This is a genomic window from Nocardia amamiensis NBRC 102102 (genome assembly GCF_001612745.1).
Lineage (GTDB): Bacteria > Actinomycetota > Actinomycetes > Mycobacteriales > Mycobacteriaceae > Nocardia > Nocardia amamiensis.
In genome coordinates, this window is the sequence record NZ_BDBA01000029.1 from 72375 (window position 1) to 89927 (window position 17553).

The window sequence follows — 17553 nt, forward strand, 5'->3', positions numbered from 1 at the left end:
GCCATCCCGGTCCGAGAACCGGCCGTTTCTCGATACTCGATCGGGTCGACGCGTTCGGCGGGCCGGTTCGGTGGCAGCAGCTTTCCGTGCTCGCCGAGCAATCACCGGCCACCATCCCAGCTACACCACGCCCGGGACCTGACCCAGGTGGAGGTGTCGATTGGTGGTGGGTTGGCCCTGGCGTGCAGCTTGTTGCAGTGGATCGTGCAGCGACTTCCGTTCCGGCGCCGGGGGTTCAGTGTAAGGATCCGTGTATGGATCGTTTCGATGTCATCGACACCTGTACCCGTATGGCCTGGCACACCGATCACCGTGAGTGGGACGCGCTCGAGCAGGTCTTCGCCGAACAGGTGACGCTGGATTACACCAGCCTCAACGGCGGCGAACCGGTGGTGCTGGCCCCGGCGCAGATCGTCGGCGCTTGGCGCGACACCCTCGGCGGGTTCGCCTCCACACAGCATTTGCTCGCCAACCACCTGGTCACCATCGATGGTGACACTGCGGTGTGTACGGCGTCGTTCCAGGCGACGCACCGCAAAGCCGACGCGTTCGGCGCGTCGTTGTGGACGCTGGGCGGCAGCTACCGGTTCGACCTCGTGCGCAACGACGGCACTTGGCGGATCAGGGGTGTGGTGATGACCGCGCTGTGGGGCGAGGGCAATCGCGGCCTGCTGCCTGGCTGAAGCGAGAGGCACAGATGGCGACGAGCGCGCGTGTAGGACCCGCAGTTCTGCGGAGGACAATCTCTGGAGCCGCTACTCGTCGATCCAGCCGAGCTCAACGGCGTTCTTGTGCATGGCGTCTTCGACCGCGGGCAGTGTGAGGAACGAAGCGGCATACATCACAACGAGGAGCCCGATCGCAACGGCCCACTCGCGCGGGCGGGTTCCCGGCAGACCGGCGTCGACCTGTCCAGTGCCGGCAGTGCGGTCCCGACTCAGCCACGTCTGTGGGAGCCGGCGGTCGGCCGGTCGCAGCATCCACGACACGACAGCGCAAATCGCGAATATCAGTGCTGCCGACCATGACTCGACACCGTCGCCGACCGCCGAGTGTGACACCACCGCACCCGACCACAGGAAGAAGGCACCCGCGTACGCCCATTCCTTGATCAGGGGCAACCCCGGCGCAATGATCGCGACGGCCGCACCGACCTGCCACGCACCCGACAGGTAGGCGAAGAAATGCGGGAAACCCAGGTGCTGCAATTGGATTTCGACCCATTCGATCGCCAGCAGGTTCCACACCGAACCCGCGACCAACTCGAAGACGATGACAGACGTGGTGGCCCAAAAGGCGATGCGCCGAATCCGTCCCCGGTTCCCGTCGCTGCGTGCGACGAGGTCCGACTTCTCGGTAGTCGCGTGCTGCGACGTTGTGGTTGTTGGAGTATGCATTTCAACCTTCTTTGTCGAATCGATGTGCTGTGTTCTAGAGGTTTCTCGATGTGGCCGACAGCCCGTCAGGGCTGGAGGTCGACGACGCCTTTGCCGCTCTGGATGTCGAGCGGCACCGAGACGTGGTCGTGCGCGACCAACCAGATGCCGTCGACCTTCCGCATTCCGAAGGTGACCCGGACCCACATGCCGCTGGTTGCCACCCCGTTCTTCAGCGTGCCGCCGAGACGAGCAAGGGCGTGCCCGAATGCCACGTCATCGCCGACGGTGAACGTCAGGTCGCGAACCTCATAGGTCACGCTCTCGAAGACCAGGAACACCTTCGCCCAGTTCTCGAGTTTCGCCGCTGTCCCGACGTGCTGGAGCGGCGGCTCGACGTCGAAGGACACGACGTCGTTTGTGTAGAGCTGCTTCAGGGCCTCGAGATCCTTGGCTCGGAGTCCTTCGACAACCTTGTCGATTTGTCGGCGCAGCTCGGCTTCCTCCGGCTGAATGCGGTCAGCGCGTGACTGAAAGTCGTTGGGCATGGTCATGCTCGGCTCCTCAGGAAGCGACGAGAGTGTTTTCGGCGCCTGCCCGCAGGGGCGCGAGCGCGGTGCTCCAAGCGATGAGCTGATCCAGCGTTTTCTGCAGAGCGGCGGCATGGTGATCGCGCGGTGTGAAAGTGGTGTAGTTCTCGAAATCGGTGAGCAGCGAGATCGCGACCTGATAGCCGACATCAGCCATGCCCAGCGTGCCGCAGACCGTCCGTAGTTGCACTACGGCGCGCGCACCGCCGCCCGCGCCGTAGGAGACGAATCCGACCGCCTTGTCGGTCCACTCCGCGAACAAGTGGTCGATGGCGTTCTTCAGCACTCCGGGGACGCCACCGTTGTATTCCGGGGTCACTATCACGAAGCCGTCGAACGGGGCGATCCGCTTCGCCCAGGCGCGGGTGTGTTCATGGACCGGCGGGGCGAACATAGGCGGCGCGGGCTCGTCCAGATGCGGTAGCGGGTGGTCGCGCAGATCGATCAGTTCGAATTCGGCGTCGCCGCGCTGCGATGCCGAATCCAGCACCCATCGGGCGATCTGCGGGCCGTTGCGGTTGGGTCGGGTGCTGCCGAGGATGATGCCGATTCTGGTCATGTCCGGAACTCCTGGTTTGCTGAACGTGGTACGACCTTCCGACGACACAGCCGTCGGGAATGTCAGGCCGCTTCGCCCGCCCATCGCTCACATTTCTGGTCGGTGATTCGTCGGTGTGGGTGAGGGACGCGCAGACCGAAGGAGCCGACCATGACCGACCCGCACCTGCCCGCGGTGATCAGCGAACGCCGTCAGCTGATCAATCTCGCCTACCGGCTGCTGGGCTCGCTGGCCGAAGCCGAGGATGTGGTGCAGGAGACCTACGCGCGCTGGTACGCGCTGTCCGAGCGGCAGCGGCGGGAGGTCGCAGCGCCCGGCGCGTGGTTGACCACGGTCGCCAGCCGGATCTGTCTGGATCTGCTCGGCTCGGCGCGCGCCCGGCGGGAACGTTATGTGGGCGAATGGCTTCCGGAGCCGGTACCCGGCCATTCCGAATCGTTCGGTGGTCCCGTCCCGGCCGATCCCGCCGACCGGGTCACCCTCGACGAGTCGATCAGCATGGCCTTTCTGATCGTGCTGGATTCCATGACGCCCGCCGAGCGGGTGGCGTTCGTCCTGCACGACGTGTTCCGCTACTCCTTCGCCGAGATCGCCGAGGTCGTCGGCCGCACCCCCGCGGCCTGCCGCCAACTCGCCTCCAGCGCCCGCCGCCGCATCAACACCTCGCAGGGCCCGTCGACCGCCGAGCGCGCCGAGGTGGTCCGGGACTTCAAGCGAGCCTGGGAGACAGGCGATATCGAGGCCCTGATCGACCTGCTCGACCCGCAGGCGACCGCGACGGCCGACAGCGGCGGCTTGGCCCTGGCCTTCCGCGACCCGATCACCGGCGGCGAGCAGATCGCCCACGCCTGGATGGAAATCGCCGCCCGCGGCGCCGAGCTGACCCTGATGGAGCGCACGGTGAACGGCCAGCCCGGCTTGGTCGCACAACTCGGCGACACCATCGTCTCGGTCTACGCCTTCGACATCGCCGACGGCCGGATCACCCGCATCTGGGTGATCCGAAATCCGGAGAAACTGCGGCCCTGGACGGCCGGCTGAACTGAATGGGGTCGGAATCCCATCCCGCTTGTTCGCTATTTAGCTACAGTGCTAAAGTGCAAACATGACGGAGGTCGACCCTGAAGAGGAAGCCGGTGTGTTCCGCGCGCTGGCCGACTCGACGCGCCGGCAGATCTTGGAGGACCTGCGCTCCGGCGAGTTGACCGCGGGTGATATTGCCGCGAGGTTTCCGATCAGTGGTCCTTCGATATCCCGGCATTTGGGCGTGCTCAAGGCAGCCGGGCTCGTCCGAGAGCGTCGAGTTGCCAATCGGATCTTCTACTCGCTTGTTGAGGAACGACTGGCGTTGTGTGTCGGCAGGTTTCTGAGCGCGATCTGCCCGGAGCAGGTCATCGTCAAGCAGCGCAGAGTGCGAACCACGAAGAACAGGGGTGCCGGATGAGAGCTCCGCGGATGTCCAGCGTCGTCGAGCGACGTCTTCTTGTGAACTACCGAGTCGACCCCGAGGCCGCCGCGAGCTTGGTGCCGCCGCCGATGCGACCCCAATTGGTTGGTGGTTGGGCGGTTGCCGGCATCTGCTTGATCCGCCTCGGACAGTTCCGGCCCAGTTGGCTACCCGGCTGGGTCGGGCTGCGCAGTGAGAACGCGGCGCATCGCATCGCGGTGGAGTGGGATGGTCCGCGGGGACGCTCGACCGGTGTGTATATCCCGCGCCGCGACAGCGGCTCGGTGATCAATGTCCTTGCCGGTGGCCGACTGTTTCCGGGTGAGCACAGTTTGGCGCGGTTCGACGTCCGGGAGACGGCGGATGACCTGCACGTGGCTTTCGCCAGTCATGACGAGACGATCTCCGTGAGCGTGGATGTCCGGACCGCCGAGCGGTTCCAGGGAAGCGAACTGTTCGCCGATCTGGCGCAGGCATCGGACTTCTTTCGGCATGGCTCGGCCGGATTCTCGGCCACGCGTGGCGGTCGATGCCTTGATGGGCTCGAACTCCGAACGGACTCATGGCACGTCGAGCCGGTTGACATCCAATCGGTTCGGTCCACGGTCTTCGACGACCGGAATCGGTTCCCGCCAGGCAGCGCGGTGCTCGACTGTGCCTTACTAATGCGCCAGGTGCCGGTGACCTGGCGCACCCTTCCACCTCTGCAGGTCGTTCACGATCCTTACCGGAACCCCGGCTTGTCAGTCAGGTGAATTCCCGGACTCGATCCGATGCTGCTCGAGGATGTCTTCGTACTGCAGTTGCCGGTCCTCATCCATGTCCTCCGCGGAGTTGATGCCGATCGACCAAGGGATCGGGCACGGTGGTGCATGGTCAGGATTCGGGCACAGCAGATGGGCGATCTGATCGGACAGCTTCTTCGCTTCGGCCTCGGTGGCCACGACGCCTAGCTTGATCTCCCACAACCTCTTCACATCCGTCATACGAACTCAGATCTCCTTGCAGTGCCGTTTGTAGCGCCTCTGCGGTACCGACCGATCAGCGTCCTTCTCGACCGCCGCAGCTGCCGCCGCCTTCGTCTTGCCGCTGCCGGTGATCTACCCCGATCCGCACCCGGAAATGCCGGTTCCCCCGGGAGCAAGCATGATGTCGGCGTGAACAATATGGGGTGGGCGAGGGTGGATCAAAGCACGCGCCGAATGTGGAAGGTCTTGGGGAGTACCGTGTGGCCACGCTGCCCGGCTCGGAGCAGCCGCGCGTCCACGTTTCGTTCCCTCTGCCGATGGGCAGTGTGCAGGTGTTCCTGCGGCCTGAGGTCGGGTCTGACGGCGCATTGCTGCTGCACTCCCCGCCGGGACCGTTCGGTTCCGATGGCGCGTACGTGACCGTCGTCGAGGACGGCCGCGCTTGGGCCGTCCGGGTGCCGATCCACGAAGAATTCCACGTTTTCGCCGATGGTGGCGACCGTCTCTTGCGTACCGATCACCACCTGCGCGTCCGGGGCGCTACGGCACTTCGCCTGCACTATCTACTCATGCGTGACTGATCCGATTCGCTGAGACCTCGGTGCTCGACATGGCGCGTCGCCATGTCCGCACACTCGATCAACTGGCTGCGGTGGGTCCCGGGTCGCCTAGGTTCCCGCGAGTGTGGAGCGTTTGCGCCCGTACCCGAGGTAGACCGCGATGCCGACCAGCACCCACACGCCGAACCGCACCCAGGTCAGCCCCTCGAGGGTGGTCGCGAGCAGGATGCAACCGATCAGCGCGAGGATCGGCACCAGCGGGACGAGGGGGGTGCGGAACGGGCGTTCGCGATCCGGCTCCACGCGACGCAGCATGAGCACCCCGACGCACACCACCGCGAACGCCGACAGTGCGCCGATGTTCACCAGTTCGACCACGATGTCGATCGGCAGCAAACCGGCGATGACGGCCCCGCCCGCGCCGAGCAGCAGCGTGAGCCGCACGGGGGTCGCGCGCTTTCCGGTCGCCGCGAGCCCGTAGGGGAGCAGCCGGTCGCGGCACATCGCGAACATCAGCCGCACCTGCGCGTAGACGATCAGCAGCAGGCCCTTGGTGAGCGCGATGATCGAGGCGATCACGATGACATCGCCGATCCATCCGATGCGCACCGCCTCGAACGCGGTCGCGATCGGTGCGCTGTTGTTCAGCGTCGCGAACGGCACCATACCGGTGAGCACCGCGCTGACCAGGGCGTAGAGCAGTGTGGCGAGGAGTACCGTGCCGATGATGGCGAACGGCACGTCACGGCGCGGGTTGCGGGCCTCCTCGGCCGAAGCCGCGACGACGTCGAAGCCGAGGAAGGCGAAGAACGCGATTGCCGCGCCGCCGATGATGCCGCCGATCCCGAACGGCGCGAACGGCGTCCAGTTGCCCACGTCTACGTGCGGCGCGCCGATGGCGACCACCAGCACGAGCACACCGATGGTCACGCCAACCAGCGCCTTGGTGATGCGCGCGGTGAACGTCACCTCGCCGACCAGCACCGCGACCACGGCAGCGATGATCAGCACGGCGGGCAGGTTCACCACGCCGCCTTCGGTCGGTCCGGCGGTGAGCGCCTGCGGGATGGTGACGCCGAACAGCGAATCCAGTGCCGACACGGTGGTCGCGGACCAGCCGATCGCCACCGCGGCGCCCGCGATGACGAACTCGAGCAGCAGATTCCAGCCGACCAGGAACGCCGGTCCTTCGCCGAGCGTGGCATAGGTGTAGGTGTAGGCGCTGCCGGAGACCGGCACCATGGCCGCGAGTTCGCTGTAACAGAGCGCAACCAGCACGCAGACCGTTCCGGCCAGCGCGAACGACAGCATGATGGCGGGCCCAGCCTTCTCCGCGGCGGCCACGCCGGTGATGACGAAGATTCCCGCGCCGACGATCGTGCCGACGCCCATAGCGGTGAGATCGAGTCGTCCGAGCCTGCGCGCGAGCGTGGGCATGCCTGCCTGGGTAGTCGTGTCGGGCAGGCGGCGGCGCCATCGCCGGGCTGGTGCGGTGGTCATGACTCCCTTACGAGAACGATCGGTCGGTCGCGGCTGGTGAGCCGAACGGTAGACCATTCTCGCCGTGGGGAGCGGCGCACTGTTAACTGGGGTGTTGCGGGCGGTGCGGACGCGTCACGTGTCAGTATTCGCGACTAGACGTAACCGCGAATAACACGTACCCTTGGCTCACCGCGCACGCGCTCTATGGTGTGCGGGCTGATCGAACGAAACGAGCACCTCAATGACGCGGCATGTCGACGTATTGATCATCGGCGCTGGGCTGTCCGGAATCGGCATGGCCTGCCATCTCACCATGGCGAAGACCGGGCGCAGCTATGCGATCCTGGAGCGTAGGACCGCCATCGGCGGCACCTGGGACCTGTTCCGTTATCCCGGCATTCGCTCCGACTCGGACATGTACACCTTCGGCTACGGCTTCCGCCCCTGGCACGGCACGAAGGTGCTCGCCGACGGGCCGCACATCCGGCAGTACATCGAGGAGACCGCCGCCGAGTACGGCGTGACCGAGCACATCCGGTTCGGCCGCAACGTGACCAGGGCCCGCTGGTCCAGCACGACGTCGACCTGGACGGTCGAGGCGCTCGACGAGCAGACCGGCGAGACCGAGGTCTACACCAGTGACTTCCTCGTCGGCTGCACCGGCTACTACGACTACGACAACGGCTTTCGCCCGAGTTTCCCCGGCGAGGAGAACTTCGGCGGGCGGATCGTGCATCCGCAGCACTGGCCCGAGGACCTCGACTACACCGGCAAGCGGGTGGTGGTGATCGGCTCGGGCGCCACCGCGATCACGTTGATCCCGGCGATGAGCGATGCGGCGGCGCACGTCACCATGCTGCAACGCTCGCCGACCTACATCGCCGCGCTGCCAGCCGACGATCCCGTCGCGGTCGGAATGAAACTGGCCAAGGTGCCCACGAAGATCGTGTACCGGATGGGACGCGCCCGCAATATCGCGTTGCAGCGGGCCAGCTTCCAGCTCTCCCGCACCAATCCGGAGGCGGCCAAGAAGCTACTGCTCAGCGCTGTGCGCATGCATGTGGGCGCGGATATCGATATGCGCCACTTCACCCCGGCCTACAACCCGTGGGACCAGCGCCTGTGCGTGGTGCCCAACGGTGACCTGTTCAAGGTGCTGCGCAGCGGCAAGGCGTCCATCGTCACCGACCACATCGAGTCGTTCACCGAGACCGGTATCCGGCTGGTCTCCGGCGAGGAACTTCCCGCGGACCTGGTGATCAGTGCCACCGGCCTGAGCGTGCAGATGCTCGGCGGCATGGGCCTGGAGATCGATGGCGAGCCGGTGGTCACCCGCGACCGGGTGGTCTACAAGGGTGCGATGCTCGACGGCGTGCCGAACGCGATGATGGTGCTCGGCTATACCAACGCCTCCTGGACGCTGAAGGCCGACCTCGCGGCCCAGTACTTCTGCCGCCTGCTCAATCACATGAAAGCCAACGGATTCACCCGGGTCGAGGCCATCGCCCGCGACGGCGACCGCGGCACGGATTCGGTCATGGGTGGGGCGCTGACCTCCGGCTATATCAAACGCGGCGACGCGGTGATGCCGCGGCAGGGCACCAACGGCCCGTGGCAGGTGATCAACAACTACTTCCGCGACCGCAAGTTGCTCCGCAAGGGGCCGCTCGAGGACGGCGTACTCACCTTCACCAAGGCCGAGAAGACGCCGACCACCGCACGTCCGCTGGAGGGTTCGCGGATCGCCTGAGCGCGGCTCGGAGTGCCACTGCCGACAGCTCGCATAAACCGGTTCGCGGGTAGTGGTTGCCTGCTGGCATTGCCACTAGGTTCGGCCCGACCACGGCTGTGCCTTGCGCCAGGTCAGATACTCGTCGAAGAGACGGCAGAGGGCTCGGGCTCGGGCGTCCGGGTCTCGGGTCAGGCGGTGCGGGTGTCGTAGGTCGCGCGGTTGTCGAGCACATCGTCCATATGCGTCTCGGCCCAGCTCTTCACGCCGCGCATCATCTGGTGCAGTGACAGACCGAGGTCGGTCAGCTCGTAGGAGACCGTGACGGGCACGGTCGGCGTCACGGTGCGGGTGATCAGACCGTCCCGCTCCAAGGAGCGCAGCGTCTGGGTGAGCATCTTCTGGCTGACGCCGGCCAGCAGGCGAGCCAGCTCCGAGTAGCGCATCGGCCGCGGGTCCCCGGTGCAGCTGGTGCCCTGCTGGCGCGAGCCGTCGCTGCCCAGCGCGGCCAGGACCAGCGTGACCCACTTATTGGAGATCCGGTCGAGCAGCTGGCGGCTCGGGCATGCCGCCACGAACGCGTCGTACTCCACCTTGGTCTGCGCCCGCTTCTGGGCCGCCGTCATCGTTGCCATCGACCGTTCCTCTTACCGGTGGGTGCCTTAGGCACTTCGAAGTGCGTACTTCCCGTCAGCAAGTTACCGCCCGAGAGTGAAGCAGGGAGCAGTTGTGCACCACCATCCAGTTCGACACGAAAGGCAGGGTTACGAGCATGCTGTCCACTGCGCTTCCCGGCGGTACCTGGCCCCTGGGGGAACTGACCGTCAGCCGGTTCGGCTACGGCGCCATGCAACTCGCCGGCCCAGGGGTCATGGGGCCGCCGGCCGACCATGACGGCGCACTCGCGGTCCTGCGCGAGGCCATTGGCCTCGGCATCACCCACATCGACACCAGCGATGCCTACGGGCCGCGTGTGACCAACCAGCTGATCCGGGAGGCGCTGCACCCCTACCCCGAAGGGTTGCACATCGTGACCAAGGTCGGCGCGACCCGCGACCAGCAGGGCGGCTGGCCCCCGGCCCGACAGCCCGACGATCTGCGCCGCGCCGTCCACGACAACATCAACGCCCTCGGCGTCGAGGTGCTCGACTTGGTCAATCTCCGGCTGGGCGACGCCCAGGGACCCCAGCCCGGGTCGCTCGCCGAGCCGTTCGAAACGCTCGTCGAACTCCAGCAACAGGGCATGATCAGGCACCTCGGAGTGAGCAACGCGACAGCGGAGCAGGTCGCCCAGGCGCAGGCGATCGCGCCGATCGTGTGCGTGCAGAACATGTACAACCTCGCCTACCGTCACGACGACGAGCTGATCGACCGGCTCGCCGAAGAGGGCATCGCCTACGTGCCCTTCTTCCCGCTCGGCGGCTTCAGCCCACTGCAGTCCTCGGCACTCTCGGCCGTGGCCGCCCGGTTGGATGCGACGCCGATGTCGGTCGCCCTGGCCTGGTTGCTGCAGCGGTCGCCGAACATCCTGCTGATTCCCGGTACGTCGTCCGTGGAGCACCTGCGCGAGAACGCCGTCGGCGCAGGACTGTCGCTCTCCAATGAAGAGCTCGCCGAACTGGATCAGATCGGCGACTAAAAGAGGGTGTCGCGGAAGCGGAGCGGCCGATATCCCTGATCGGTCACGTCCGTATACGGAATTCGCTGTCCGGCAACATGTCCGGGACGCCGCGCGAGTCGCGGGCTATAAACCCAGCAGGGTTTCCGCGACCGTTCCGATGGCGTCGCGGTATTCGGTGCGACTTTGTTCGTCTGCGGTGCGTCGGGCGAGGATGCCGGTGGTGAGCGCGTAGCCGACAGTCTCGGCGATCACGCGGGGGTCGGCCACTGGAGCGACGCGGCCCGCTTCCAGTTGGCGTTGCAGGTAGCGGGTGAAGCGGCGGATCGGGCGTTCGGTGATCTCCTCCGACAGCGCCGCGACCTGGGGGTCCACCGCGCCCCGCTCGTCGATCAGGCGCAGCAGTGGTCCTGCCGCGGCGACCGCGGCCGCGAACGAGGCGATGGTGGCACGCAACATCGCTCGCGGGTCTTCGTCCTCGATGCCCGGCTCTTGCGCGGCGAGGAAATCGTCACGCACCCGCGCGGCCAGTGCCAGGAAGATCTCTTCCTTGGAGGCGAAGTAGACGTACATCGTCGCGCGGGAGACGCCCGCCTCCGCGGTGATCGCCGCGACAGTGGTGTTGTCGTAACCGCGTTCGGCGAATACCCGCGCCGCTGCATCGAGCAGGTCGCGGTGCCGGGAGGTATGCGACCGCTCACGGGCGGCGCGCACCGACCAGGTGGACTGGGTCACGGGCACTATCGTCGTCGATATTGACGTTGACGTCAACGTCAACGACACTGGCCGCATGCACATGGTCGTGGTGAACCGGGGAGAGGTGGCGGTCCGGATCTTGCGCACCGCCCGGGAGCGTGGCTGGCGAACCCTGGCGGTGCACACCGCCGAGGAACAGGACGCGCTGCACGTCCGCCTTGCCGACGACGCCGTCGTCTTGCCGGGTGTGGGAGCCGCCGCCTATCTGGACGTGGCGGCGGTCGTCGCGGCGGCCAGGAAGGCGGGACCGGGCGCGCTGGTCCACCCCGGCTACGGATTCCTCAGCGAGAATGCGGAGTTCGCGAGCGCATGCGCCGACGCCGACCTCGTGTTCGTCGGACCGGCGCCCGAGGCGCTGCGCGTCTTCGGCGACAAGACCGCCGCCCGCGCCTCGGCCGAGAGCGCAGGCGTTCCCGTCATCCCCGCGACCCGCCGTGGCGCGGAAATCGCGGAAATCGCGGCGCTGCTCATCGCACATCCCGGTGGGGTGATGGTGAAGGCCGCCGCAGGTGGCGGTGGGCGCGGGATGCGCGCGGTGCGGGACGCCGCGTCGCTTCCGCAAGCCTTCGAGCAGTGCCGCGCCGAGGCGCTGGCCGGATTCGGCGACGACGCGGTCTACGCGGAGGCGCTGGTCACCGACGCGCGCCACATCGAGGTGCAGATCGTCGCGGACGGCCGAGCAGCCGCCTGCGTCGGTGATCGCGACTGCAGCGTGCAGCGTCGGCAGCAGAAACTACTCGAGGTGGCGCCCGCTCCCGAACTCGCCGTACCGCTGCGAGACCGCTTGCACCGGTGGGCTGTTCGAATCGCCGAGGCCGTCGGGTGTCGCGGCGTCCTCACCGTCGAGTTCCTGGTGCGTGGCGACGACGCGTGGTTCTTGGAGGTCAATCCACGACTGCAGGTCGAACACACCGTGACCGAAACGGTCACCGGAATCGATCTCGTTGCGGTGCAGTGCGACCTTGCGCGCGGCCGGACATTGGCCGACCTGGGGCTGCCCGGCCCTGACGCGGCACGCGGTTTCGCGGTGCAGGCGCGAGTGAACGCCGAGACCGTCACGGCGGGTGGTGACGTCCTTCCCGGCGCTGGCACACTCACCCATTTCGCCGCGCCGACCGGCAGTGGCGTACGCGTCGACACGGCCGCGTTCGCCGGGATGCGGCAGGGTGCGCATTTCGACTCGCTGCTGGCGAAGATCGTCGCGTCCGGACCGTCCTACCCCGCCGCGTTGCGCCGCTGCGCCGACGCGTTGGCCGAGACGGTCGTGACCGGCGTCGACACCAACCTCGCCCTGCTGCGCGCGGTGCTGACGGAACTGGCCGAGGGCCGCGTGGTGCCGACCGCGTGGTTCGAGCGGAACGTGGATGAGCTGGTCCGGCGCGCCGGCGAATTCGCGACCGCCGCGCCATCCTCCGCACCCATCATGGATGTGCAGGCGCAGCAGGTGACACTGGCCGACGACGAGCAGGCGGTGCTGTCGCCGATGGGCGGCACGGTGGTGACCCTGGCCGAGCCCGGCGCTATCGTGGCCGCCGGTGGCGAGGTCGCGGTGCTCGAGGCGATGAAGATGCAGCACGTCGTGCGCGCGGAAGAAGCGTTGTGCGTGCGCCGCCACGTCGCGGCCCCGGGCGCGGTCGTCGACCCGCGCGCGCCTTTGCTGACCTTCGTCGCCGCCGAGCACGACGGCGAGGATGCCGACATCGCCGTTGTCGACCTGGATTCCGTGCGCGCCGATCTCGCCGAGGTCCGCGCCCGCCACCGCGTCGGCTTGGACGAATCCCGGCCCGAGGCGGTCGCGAAACGTCATCGCCTCGGTCGGCGGACCGCGCGCGAGAACCTCGCCGACCTGGTCGACGCGGACAGCTTCGTGGAGTACGGCGCGCTCGCGGTCGCCGCGCAGCGCCTGCGGCGCAGCCAAGAGGACCTGATCGCGAACACTCCCGCAGACGGCTTGGTCGCGGGGGTCGCCACCGTCAACGCCGAGCTGTTCGGTCCCGATCGGTCCCGCGCGGTCGTGCTGTCCTACGACTACACGGTGCTGGCGGGCACTCAGGGAATGCGTAACCACGTCAAAACCGACCGCATGCTGGAACTGGCTCGGGAGCAGCGCCTCCCGGTGGTCTTCTGCACCGAGGGCGGTGGCGGGCGACCGGGCGACACCGACTACCCGGGTATCTCAGGACTGGATGTCACCACGTTCCGCGCCATGGGTGCGTTGTCGGGCCGGGTTCCGTTGGTCGGCATAGTGTCCGGGCGGTGCTTCGCGGGCAACGCCGCCTTGCTCGGCATGTGCGACGTTGTGATCGCCACCCCGGACGCGAATATCGGCATGGGCGGTCCGGCCATGATCGAGGGTGGCGGCCTCGGCGTGTACGCCCCGGAGGACATCGGGCCCATCGACGTGCAGCGCCGCAACGGCGTTGTGCACGTGGTCGCGGCCGACGAGGCCGAAGCGGTCGCCATCGCCCGGCGCTACCTGGCCTACTTCCAAGGGGCGAGCGACGACTGGACCGCGCCGGACCCGCGCGTGGCGCGGCATGTCGTTCCCGAAAACAGATTGCGCGCGTTCGACATTCGCGCCGTGATCGAGTCCATCGCGGATGTCGGGACGGTGCTGGAGTTACGCCGCGACTGGGCGGTGGGGATCGTCACCGCGCTGATCCGCGTCGAAGGGCGCCCGTTCGGCCTCATCGCCAATAACTGCCACCACCATGGCGGCGCCATCGACGCGCCCGCCGCCGATAAGCTCAGCATGTTCCTGCGCCTGTGCGACGCTCACGGCCTGCCCATCGTATCGCTGTGCGACACACCGGGTTTCATGGTCGGACCGGACGCGGAGAAGGATGGCACGGTCACGAAGTTCAGTCGGCTCTTCATCGACTCCGCCGCGTTGTCGGTTCCGCTGGGGACGGTCATCGTGCGCAAGGGCTACGGTCTCGGCGCCCAAGCCATGGCTGCGGGTTCGTTCCGTGCGCCGCGGTTCGTCGTAGCTTGGCCAACTGGAGAGATCGGCGGCATGGGCCTGGAGGGTGCGGTCCGTCTCGGGTTCGCCAAGGAGCTGGCCGCCATCGACGATCCGGGCAAGCGTCAGGAGGCGTTCGACAACCTGGTCCAGCTCGCCTACGCCAACGGCAAGGCACTCACCGCCGCGACGGTCCTGGAGGTCGACGACGTCATCGATCCGGCCGACACCCGCCGCTGGATCCGTACCCTGCGCTGATCGCGGGTGCCGTGCGGCGGGAAGTTTGGAGTTACGCCTCCCAGCAGGAGCCGTTGGACCGGGCGTGGGACTGAACTGGTCGACGACCTCGGCGCCGACGACCGTCTCGCCGCCGGCCATCGCCTGCATGCCGTCCGTGGCCACCTGCTCGAGCTGACCGGCGATCCGGTGGGCGCCCGCGCGGCGTACCCGACCGCGGCCCAGCGGACCACCAGCACGCCGCAACAGCGCTAGATGCTCTCGTTGGCGGCCCGCCTGGATGCGTCGGCCGACTGAGCCCGCGCCGGCGGCGGCGAACTTGTCATGACGCACCGGAATACTCGGCGCCGACCGATCTTCGCGACGAACGGAGGAGCGCATGGCGCGCGAACTCGACGACCTGCCCTACGCGCGGTACCTCACCGCTCCGGAAGGCGATCTCGAGGCGGAAGGCGATTACGACTGTGTCCGGGTGGACGGCGGCGAACTGAACGACCTCGACGTACGGCACGCCCGATTCAGCGAGTCGGTGTTCACCTCGGTCGCCTTCACCCGGGGAAGCCTGCGCTACTCCCGCTTCAGCGACGTGTGGCTGCGCCATGTCCGCTGGGTGGGCACCGAACTGGCCGACACGGCCTGGCTCGATGGCGAGGTGGTGTCGGGCGCGATGTCCGGTGTGGATCTGGCGGGAGCGAACCTGCGGCGGGTTCGGTTCGAAGGCTGCAAATTCGACTCGGTCAACTTCCGTGGCGCCCAGTTGCGCGAAGTGTCCTTCGTCGACTGTGTGCTGCGCGACTGCGATTTCGCCGAGGCCGCGCTGACCGACCTCACGGTGCCCGGCTCGACGCTGGTGCGGCTGTCGCTACGCAACGCCCGGTTGGCGAAGGTCGACCTGCGCGGCGCGACCGCCCTCGACATCAGTGACGGATTCGACAGTCTGCGCGGCGCGACGATCACCCACGTGCAGTTGATGGACCTCGCACCCGCTTTCGCAAGTTCCCTCGGGCTCACCGTGCAGGACTGGTACGACCCCTGACCAGCGCCGGATCCGCGCACCCGAGCGGATGCACCGTGGTCGCGAAGCGAGCGAGACGAACAGCAAGTGCCGAAAAGCACTGTGCGACATCGGCTGCCCGCCCTGCGCCCGGAACCCCATTTCGGCGATCCGGCGGTGCGCAGCGCATCTGATTGATACATTGCGCCGGTACCGCGCAGTACCGCTTCATCGAGGATGCGAGCCATGGTCGATCTGGATTCCCTCCGCAGCACCGCGGGTGTGCGCGCTCTCGTGCGGATCGCCGGAGAGCGCGGGATGGTGCCCGCCGAGTGCCTGGCCGGGACGGCGGTGTCGCCCGCGGCGCTGCTCGATCCCTCCGCCGAGATCAGCGCGAACGACGAATTGCGTGTGGTGCGCACGGTGCTCGGTCGTTTCGGCGACGAACCCGGACTCGGTCTCGTGGCGGCGGCTCGTCAGCACTTCCGCTTGCGCGGACCGTGGGGCCTGGCGTTGCTCGGCAGCCGGACGCTGCGTGAGCTGATCGAGGTGGCGCAGCGCAGTGCCGGTCGCACCGTGCTGCTCGGCCGGCTGACCTTCGAGGAAGCCGACGGCGAAGCGCGACTGCTGTTCCAGGACGCCGAGATCCCGCCGGGCATGCGGGCGTTCTTCGCCGAAATGGCGCTGGCGGGGCTGCCCGCTTTCGATCGCGAACTGTACTCCGCCGGCGTTCCCGTCCGGCGGGTGAGTTTCCGGCACGCGGCACCGCGCAACATCAACCGCTATCGCGAGGTATTCGGCATCGTCCCGGTTTTCGGCGCGACGGTGAGCGGGGTGGTCTTCGACCGCGGCCTGCTCGATCAGCCGCTGCCGCCGGCGAACGACGCCGCGCGCGACACCTGCGGGCAACTGTGCCGCGATCTGCTCGCCCGGCGCCGCAGCCGCACCGGCGTCGCCGCCTCGGTGCGCGATCTGCTGGTGCGCAATCCGGGTGAGATCCCCGATCAGGCGACGGTGGCGCTCGGCCTGTACATGAGTTCGCGCACACTCTCGCGGCGCCTGCACGAAGAGGGAACGTCGTTCCGTGCTCTGCTCGACGAAGTGCGGCAGACAATGTCGGAAGTGTTACTGACGCATACCGATATGACCACCGAACAGGTGGCTGCTCGGCTCGGCTATGCCGAAGCGGCCTCCTTCATCCGCGCGTTTCGTCGCTGGCAGGGCTGCCCGCCGCAGACCTTCCGCTCCCGCGGCCTCGAGCCCTGTCGCGCATCCTGAGTCGGTCTGAGCGAGGCCGGCGGACGGCGTGCGTCTCGACCGTATGCGCCCGCGCCGAATGCCGCCGCGGGCAGATCCTCGGCTACCGCGATCTCGACTGCAGGCCCGGTCGATCCAGCAGTGGGATCTCGCACCCGGAACGCTCCCGTACTATCGCGATCGGAGTTGGCCGGGCGGGGAGACGAAGGAGGACGGTGTGGACGTTCGCACCAATAACGACAGACTGTGGTTACGGTTGGGCCAACGACTCACGGACAATGGCCGGATCGCGACGGCGTCGCCGGACAACCCGGGGATCATGTCGTGAGCGTGCTGGAGCCGAGTGCCGGCGAGGCGCGGGCTGTGAGTGAGCGTAGCGAGCGAACGTTGGACGCAGCCGAGTGGTCGCTCGTGCTGGAGCCGAGTGCCGGCGAGGCGCGGGCTGTGAGTGAGCGTAGCGAGCGAACGTTGGACGCAGCCGAGTGGTCGCTCGTGCCGGAGCCGAGTGCCGGCGAGGCGCGGGCTGTGAGTGAGCGTAGCGAGCGAACGTTGGACGCAGCCGAGTGGTCGCTCGTGCCGGAGCCGAGCGCCAGCGAGGCGCAGGCATGAGCGACGACGGCAGCGATCTACGCTGCGCGGGGTGTGCGGCCGTTGGGATGGACAGCCGCCATTGCCCGTCCTGCGACCGCGAGCTCGGTTACCGCTACGTCGCGCTGCCCGGCAGCGATCCGACCCCGTGCGCGCAGTGCGGTGGAACCCGATACGACGCTGACGGGCGATGCGCGCACTGCGGACGGCCCCGGCGGGTGCCGGATCGCTCCGCCGCCGATCTCGGCGCGGTCGCGGTGCTCACCGATCGTGGAATCGTCCATGGGCGCAATGAGGATGCGGTCGCCGCGGGGGTACTCGACAGTGCGATTGCCGGATCGTCGCCGGCCGTCGTGATCGCGGTCAGCGACGGAGTCTCGACCTCGGCGCGGCCGCAGGTGGCCTCCGGTGCGGCAGTACGCGCCGGCGT

17 protein-coding genes and 1 pseudogene are annotated in these 17553 nt (G+C 67.7%); 11 read left to right on the top strand and 7 right to left on the bottom strand.

Annotated elements, in window-relative coordinates; genetic code table 11:
- Window positions 1-254: 254 nt before the first annotated feature.
- Complete coding sequence (locus tag NA4_RS08205) at window positions 255-683, top strand: nuclear transport factor 2 family protein (RefSeq protein WP_067466463.1); 429 nt, start codon at window positions 255-257, stop codon at window positions 681-683.
- Window positions 684-755: 72 nt separating this feature from the next.
- Here the strand turns inward: NA4_RS08205 and NA4_RS08210 are convergent, their stop codons facing one another.
- The 3 genes from NA4_RS08210 to NA4_RS08220 all read right to left on the bottom strand — a co-directional run bounded on the left by NA4_RS08210 (window position 756) and on the right by NA4_RS08220 (window position 2525).
- On the bottom strand, window positions 756-1397 hold the full coding sequence (locus NA4_RS08210) for a DoxX family protein (protein WP_067466466.1): 642 nt from the start codon (window positions 1395-1397) through the stop codon (window positions 756-758).
- A 65-nt stretch (window positions 1398-1462) separates the two neighbouring features.
- A complete protein-coding gene (locus NA4_RS08215) occupies window positions 1463-1930 on the bottom strand; it encodes a YybH family protein (protein ID WP_067466469.1) in 468 nt (155 codons plus the stop codon).
- A 10-nt stretch (window positions 1931-1940) separates the two neighbouring features.
- Entirely contained in the window at window positions 1941-2525 is a 585-nt protein-coding gene (locus tag NA4_RS08220; RefSeq protein WP_067466472.1) for an NADPH-dependent FMN reductase, read from the bottom strand.
- Window positions 2526-2675: 150 nt separating this feature from the next.
- On the opposite strand from NA4_RS08220, the gene sigJ reads away from it, so the two are divergent.
- The 3 genes from sigJ to NA4_RS08235 all read left to right on the top strand — a co-directional run bounded on the left by sigJ (window position 2676) and on the right by NA4_RS08235 (window position 4727).
- Window positions 2676-3566, top strand: coding sequence for an RNA polymerase sigma factor SigJ (sigJ, locus tag NA4_RS08225; RefSeq protein WP_067466475.1), 891 nt, complete (start codon window positions 2676-2678; stop codon window positions 3564-3566).
- A gap of 64 nt (window positions 3567-3630) precedes the next feature.
- Entirely contained in the window at window positions 3631-3969 is a 339-nt protein-coding gene (locus NA4_RS08230; protein WP_067466477.1) for a metalloregulator ArsR/SmtB family transcription factor, read from the top strand.
- Window positions 3966-4727, top strand: a complete 762-nt coding sequence (locus tag NA4_RS08235; protein WP_084496897.1) for a DUF2071 domain-containing protein — start codon at window positions 3966-3968, stop codon at window positions 4725-4727. Before NA4_RS08230 ends, NA4_RS08235 begins: the two co-directional genes overlap by 4 nt.
- Here NA4_RS08235 and NA4_RS08240 read toward each other — a convergent pair.
- Window positions 4716-4958 (bottom strand): hypothetical protein, encoded by a 243-nt coding sequence (locus NA4_RS08240; protein ID WP_067466483.1) that lies wholly within the window; start codon window positions 4956-4958, stop codon window positions 4716-4718. The two genes, NA4_RS08235 and NA4_RS08240, sit on opposite strands and share 12 nt — an antisense overlap.
- A gap of 299 nt (window positions 4959-5257) precedes the next feature.
- Here NA4_RS08240 and NA4_RS08245 point away from each other — a divergent pair, with 299 nt between their 5' ends.
- A complete protein-coding gene (locus NA4_RS08245; RefSeq protein ID WP_157128895.1) occupies window positions 5258-5521 on the top strand; it encodes a hypothetical protein in 264 nt (87 codons plus the stop codon).
- 87 nt (window positions 5522-5608) lie between these two features.
- On the opposite strand, the gene NA4_RS08250 is transcribed toward NA4_RS08245, so the two are convergent.
- Entirely contained in the window at window positions 5609-7000 is a 1392-nt protein-coding gene (locus NA4_RS08250; RefSeq protein ID WP_067466488.1) for an amino acid permease, read from the bottom strand.
- A gap of 223 nt (window positions 7001-7223) precedes the next feature.
- On the opposite strand from NA4_RS08250, the gene NA4_RS08255 reads away from it, so the two are divergent.
- Window positions 7224-8732, top strand: a complete 1509-nt coding sequence (locus NA4_RS08255) for a flavin-containing monooxygenase (protein WP_067466491.1) — start codon at window positions 7224-7226, stop codon at window positions 8730-8732.
- A 170-nt stretch (window positions 8733-8902) separates the two neighbouring features.
- Here NA4_RS08255 and NA4_RS08260 read toward each other — a convergent pair whose 3' ends face one another.
- Entirely contained in the window at window positions 8903-9346 is a 444-nt protein-coding gene (locus NA4_RS08260) for a winged helix-turn-helix transcriptional regulator (protein WP_067466494.1), read from the bottom strand.
- A 137-nt stretch (window positions 9347-9483) separates the two neighbouring features.
- Here NA4_RS08260 and NA4_RS08265 point away from each other — a divergent pair, with 137 nt between their 5' ends.
- Window positions 9484-10350 carry an aldo/keto reductase family oxidoreductase gene (locus NA4_RS08265; protein ID WP_067466497.1) on the top strand — a complete coding sequence of 289 codons (867 nt, stop codon included), beginning with the start codon at window positions 9484-9486 and terminating at the stop codon, window positions 10348-10350.
- Window positions 10351-10455: 105 nt separating this feature from the next.
- Here NA4_RS08265 and NA4_RS08270 read toward each other — a convergent pair whose 3' ends face one another.
- On the bottom strand, window positions 10456-11064 hold the full coding sequence (locus tag NA4_RS08270; protein ID WP_169810996.1) for a TetR/AcrR family transcriptional regulator: 609 nt from the start codon (window positions 11062-11064) through the stop codon (window positions 10456-10458).
- Window positions 11065-11119: 55 nt separating this feature from the next.
- Here NA4_RS08270 and NA4_RS08275 point away from each other — a divergent pair, with 55 nt between their 5' ends.
- From NA4_RS08275 to NA4_RS08300, 4 genes and pseudogenes are all read left to right on the top strand, one after another.
- Complete coding sequence (locus NA4_RS08275) at window positions 11120-14305, top strand: acetyl-CoA carboxylase family protein (protein ID WP_067466500.1); 3186 nt, start codon at window positions 11120-11122, stop codon at window positions 14303-14305.
- Window positions 14306-14663: 358 nt separating this feature from the next.
- Window positions 14664-15320, top strand: coding sequence for a pentapeptide repeat-containing protein (locus NA4_RS08285; RefSeq protein ID WP_067466506.1), 657 nt, complete (start codon window positions 14664-14666; stop codon window positions 15318-15320).
- A gap of 204 nt (window positions 15321-15524) precedes the next feature.
- Window positions 15525-16556, top strand: coding sequence for an AraC family transcriptional regulator (locus tag NA4_RS08290; RefSeq protein WP_067466509.1), 1032 nt, complete (start codon window positions 15525-15527; stop codon window positions 16554-16556).
- Between the two features lie 584 nt (window positions 16557-17140).
- Window positions 17141-17553 (top strand): annotated as a pseudogene (locus NA4_RS08300) (phosphatase); the annotation flags it as partial.

Coding starts and splice junctions, on each gene's coding strand:
- NA4_RS08205 (WP_067466463.1), top strand. CDS start 255: ATGGATCGTTTCGATGTCATCGACACCTGTACCCGTATGGCCTGGCAC.
- NA4_RS08210 (WP_067466466.1), bottom strand. CDS start 1,397: ATGCATACTCCAACAACCACAACGTCGCAGCACGCGACTACCGAGAAG.
- NA4_RS08215 (WP_067466469.1), bottom strand. CDS start 1,930: ATGACCATGCCCAACGACTTTCAGTCACGCGCTGACCGCATTCAGCCG.
- NA4_RS08220 (WP_067466472.1), bottom strand. CDS start 2,525: ATGACCAGAATCGGCATCATCCTCGGCAGCACCCGACCCAACCGCAAC.
- sigJ (WP_067466475.1), top strand. CDS start 2,676: ATGACCGACCCGCACCTGCCCGCGGTGATCAGCGAACGCCGTCAGCTG.
- NA4_RS08230 (WP_067466477.1), top strand. CDS start 3,631: ATGACGGAGGTCGACCCTGAAGAGGAAGCCGGTGTGTTCCGCGCGCTG.
- NA4_RS08235 (WP_084496897.1), top strand. CDS start 3,966: ATGAGAGCTCCGCGGATGTCCAGCGTCGTCGAGCGACGTCTTCTTGTG.
- NA4_RS08240 (WP_067466483.1), bottom strand. CDS start 4,958: ATGACGGATGTGAAGAGGTTGTGGGAGATCAAGCTAGGCGTCGTGGCC.
- NA4_RS08245 (WP_157128895.1), top strand. CDS start 5,258: ATGGGCAGTGTGCAGGTGTTCCTGCGGCCTGAGGTCGGGTCTGACGGC.
- NA4_RS08250 (WP_067466488.1), bottom strand. CDS start 7,000: ATGACCACCGCACCAGCCCGGCGATGGCGCCGCCGCCTGCCCGACACG.
- NA4_RS08255 (WP_067466491.1), top strand. CDS start 7,224: ATGACGCGGCATGTCGACGTATTGATCATCGGCGCTGGGCTGTCCGGA.
- NA4_RS08260 (WP_067466494.1), bottom strand. CDS start 9,346: ATGGCAACGATGACGGCGGCCCAGAAGCGGGCGCAGACCAAGGTGGAG.
- NA4_RS08265 (WP_067466497.1), top strand. CDS start 9,484: ATGCTGTCCACTGCGCTTCCCGGCGGTACCTGGCCCCTGGGGGAACTG.
- NA4_RS08275 (WP_067466500.1), top strand. CDS start 11,120: ATGCACATGGTCGTGGTGAACCGGGGAGAGGTGGCGGTCCGGATCTTG.
- NA4_RS08285 (WP_067466506.1), top strand. CDS start 14,664: ATGGCGCGCGAACTCGACGACCTGCCCTACGCGCGGTACCTCACCGCT.
- NA4_RS08290 (WP_067466509.1), top strand. CDS start 15,525: ATGGTCGATCTGGATTCCCTCCGCAGCACCGCGGGTGTGCGCGCTCTC.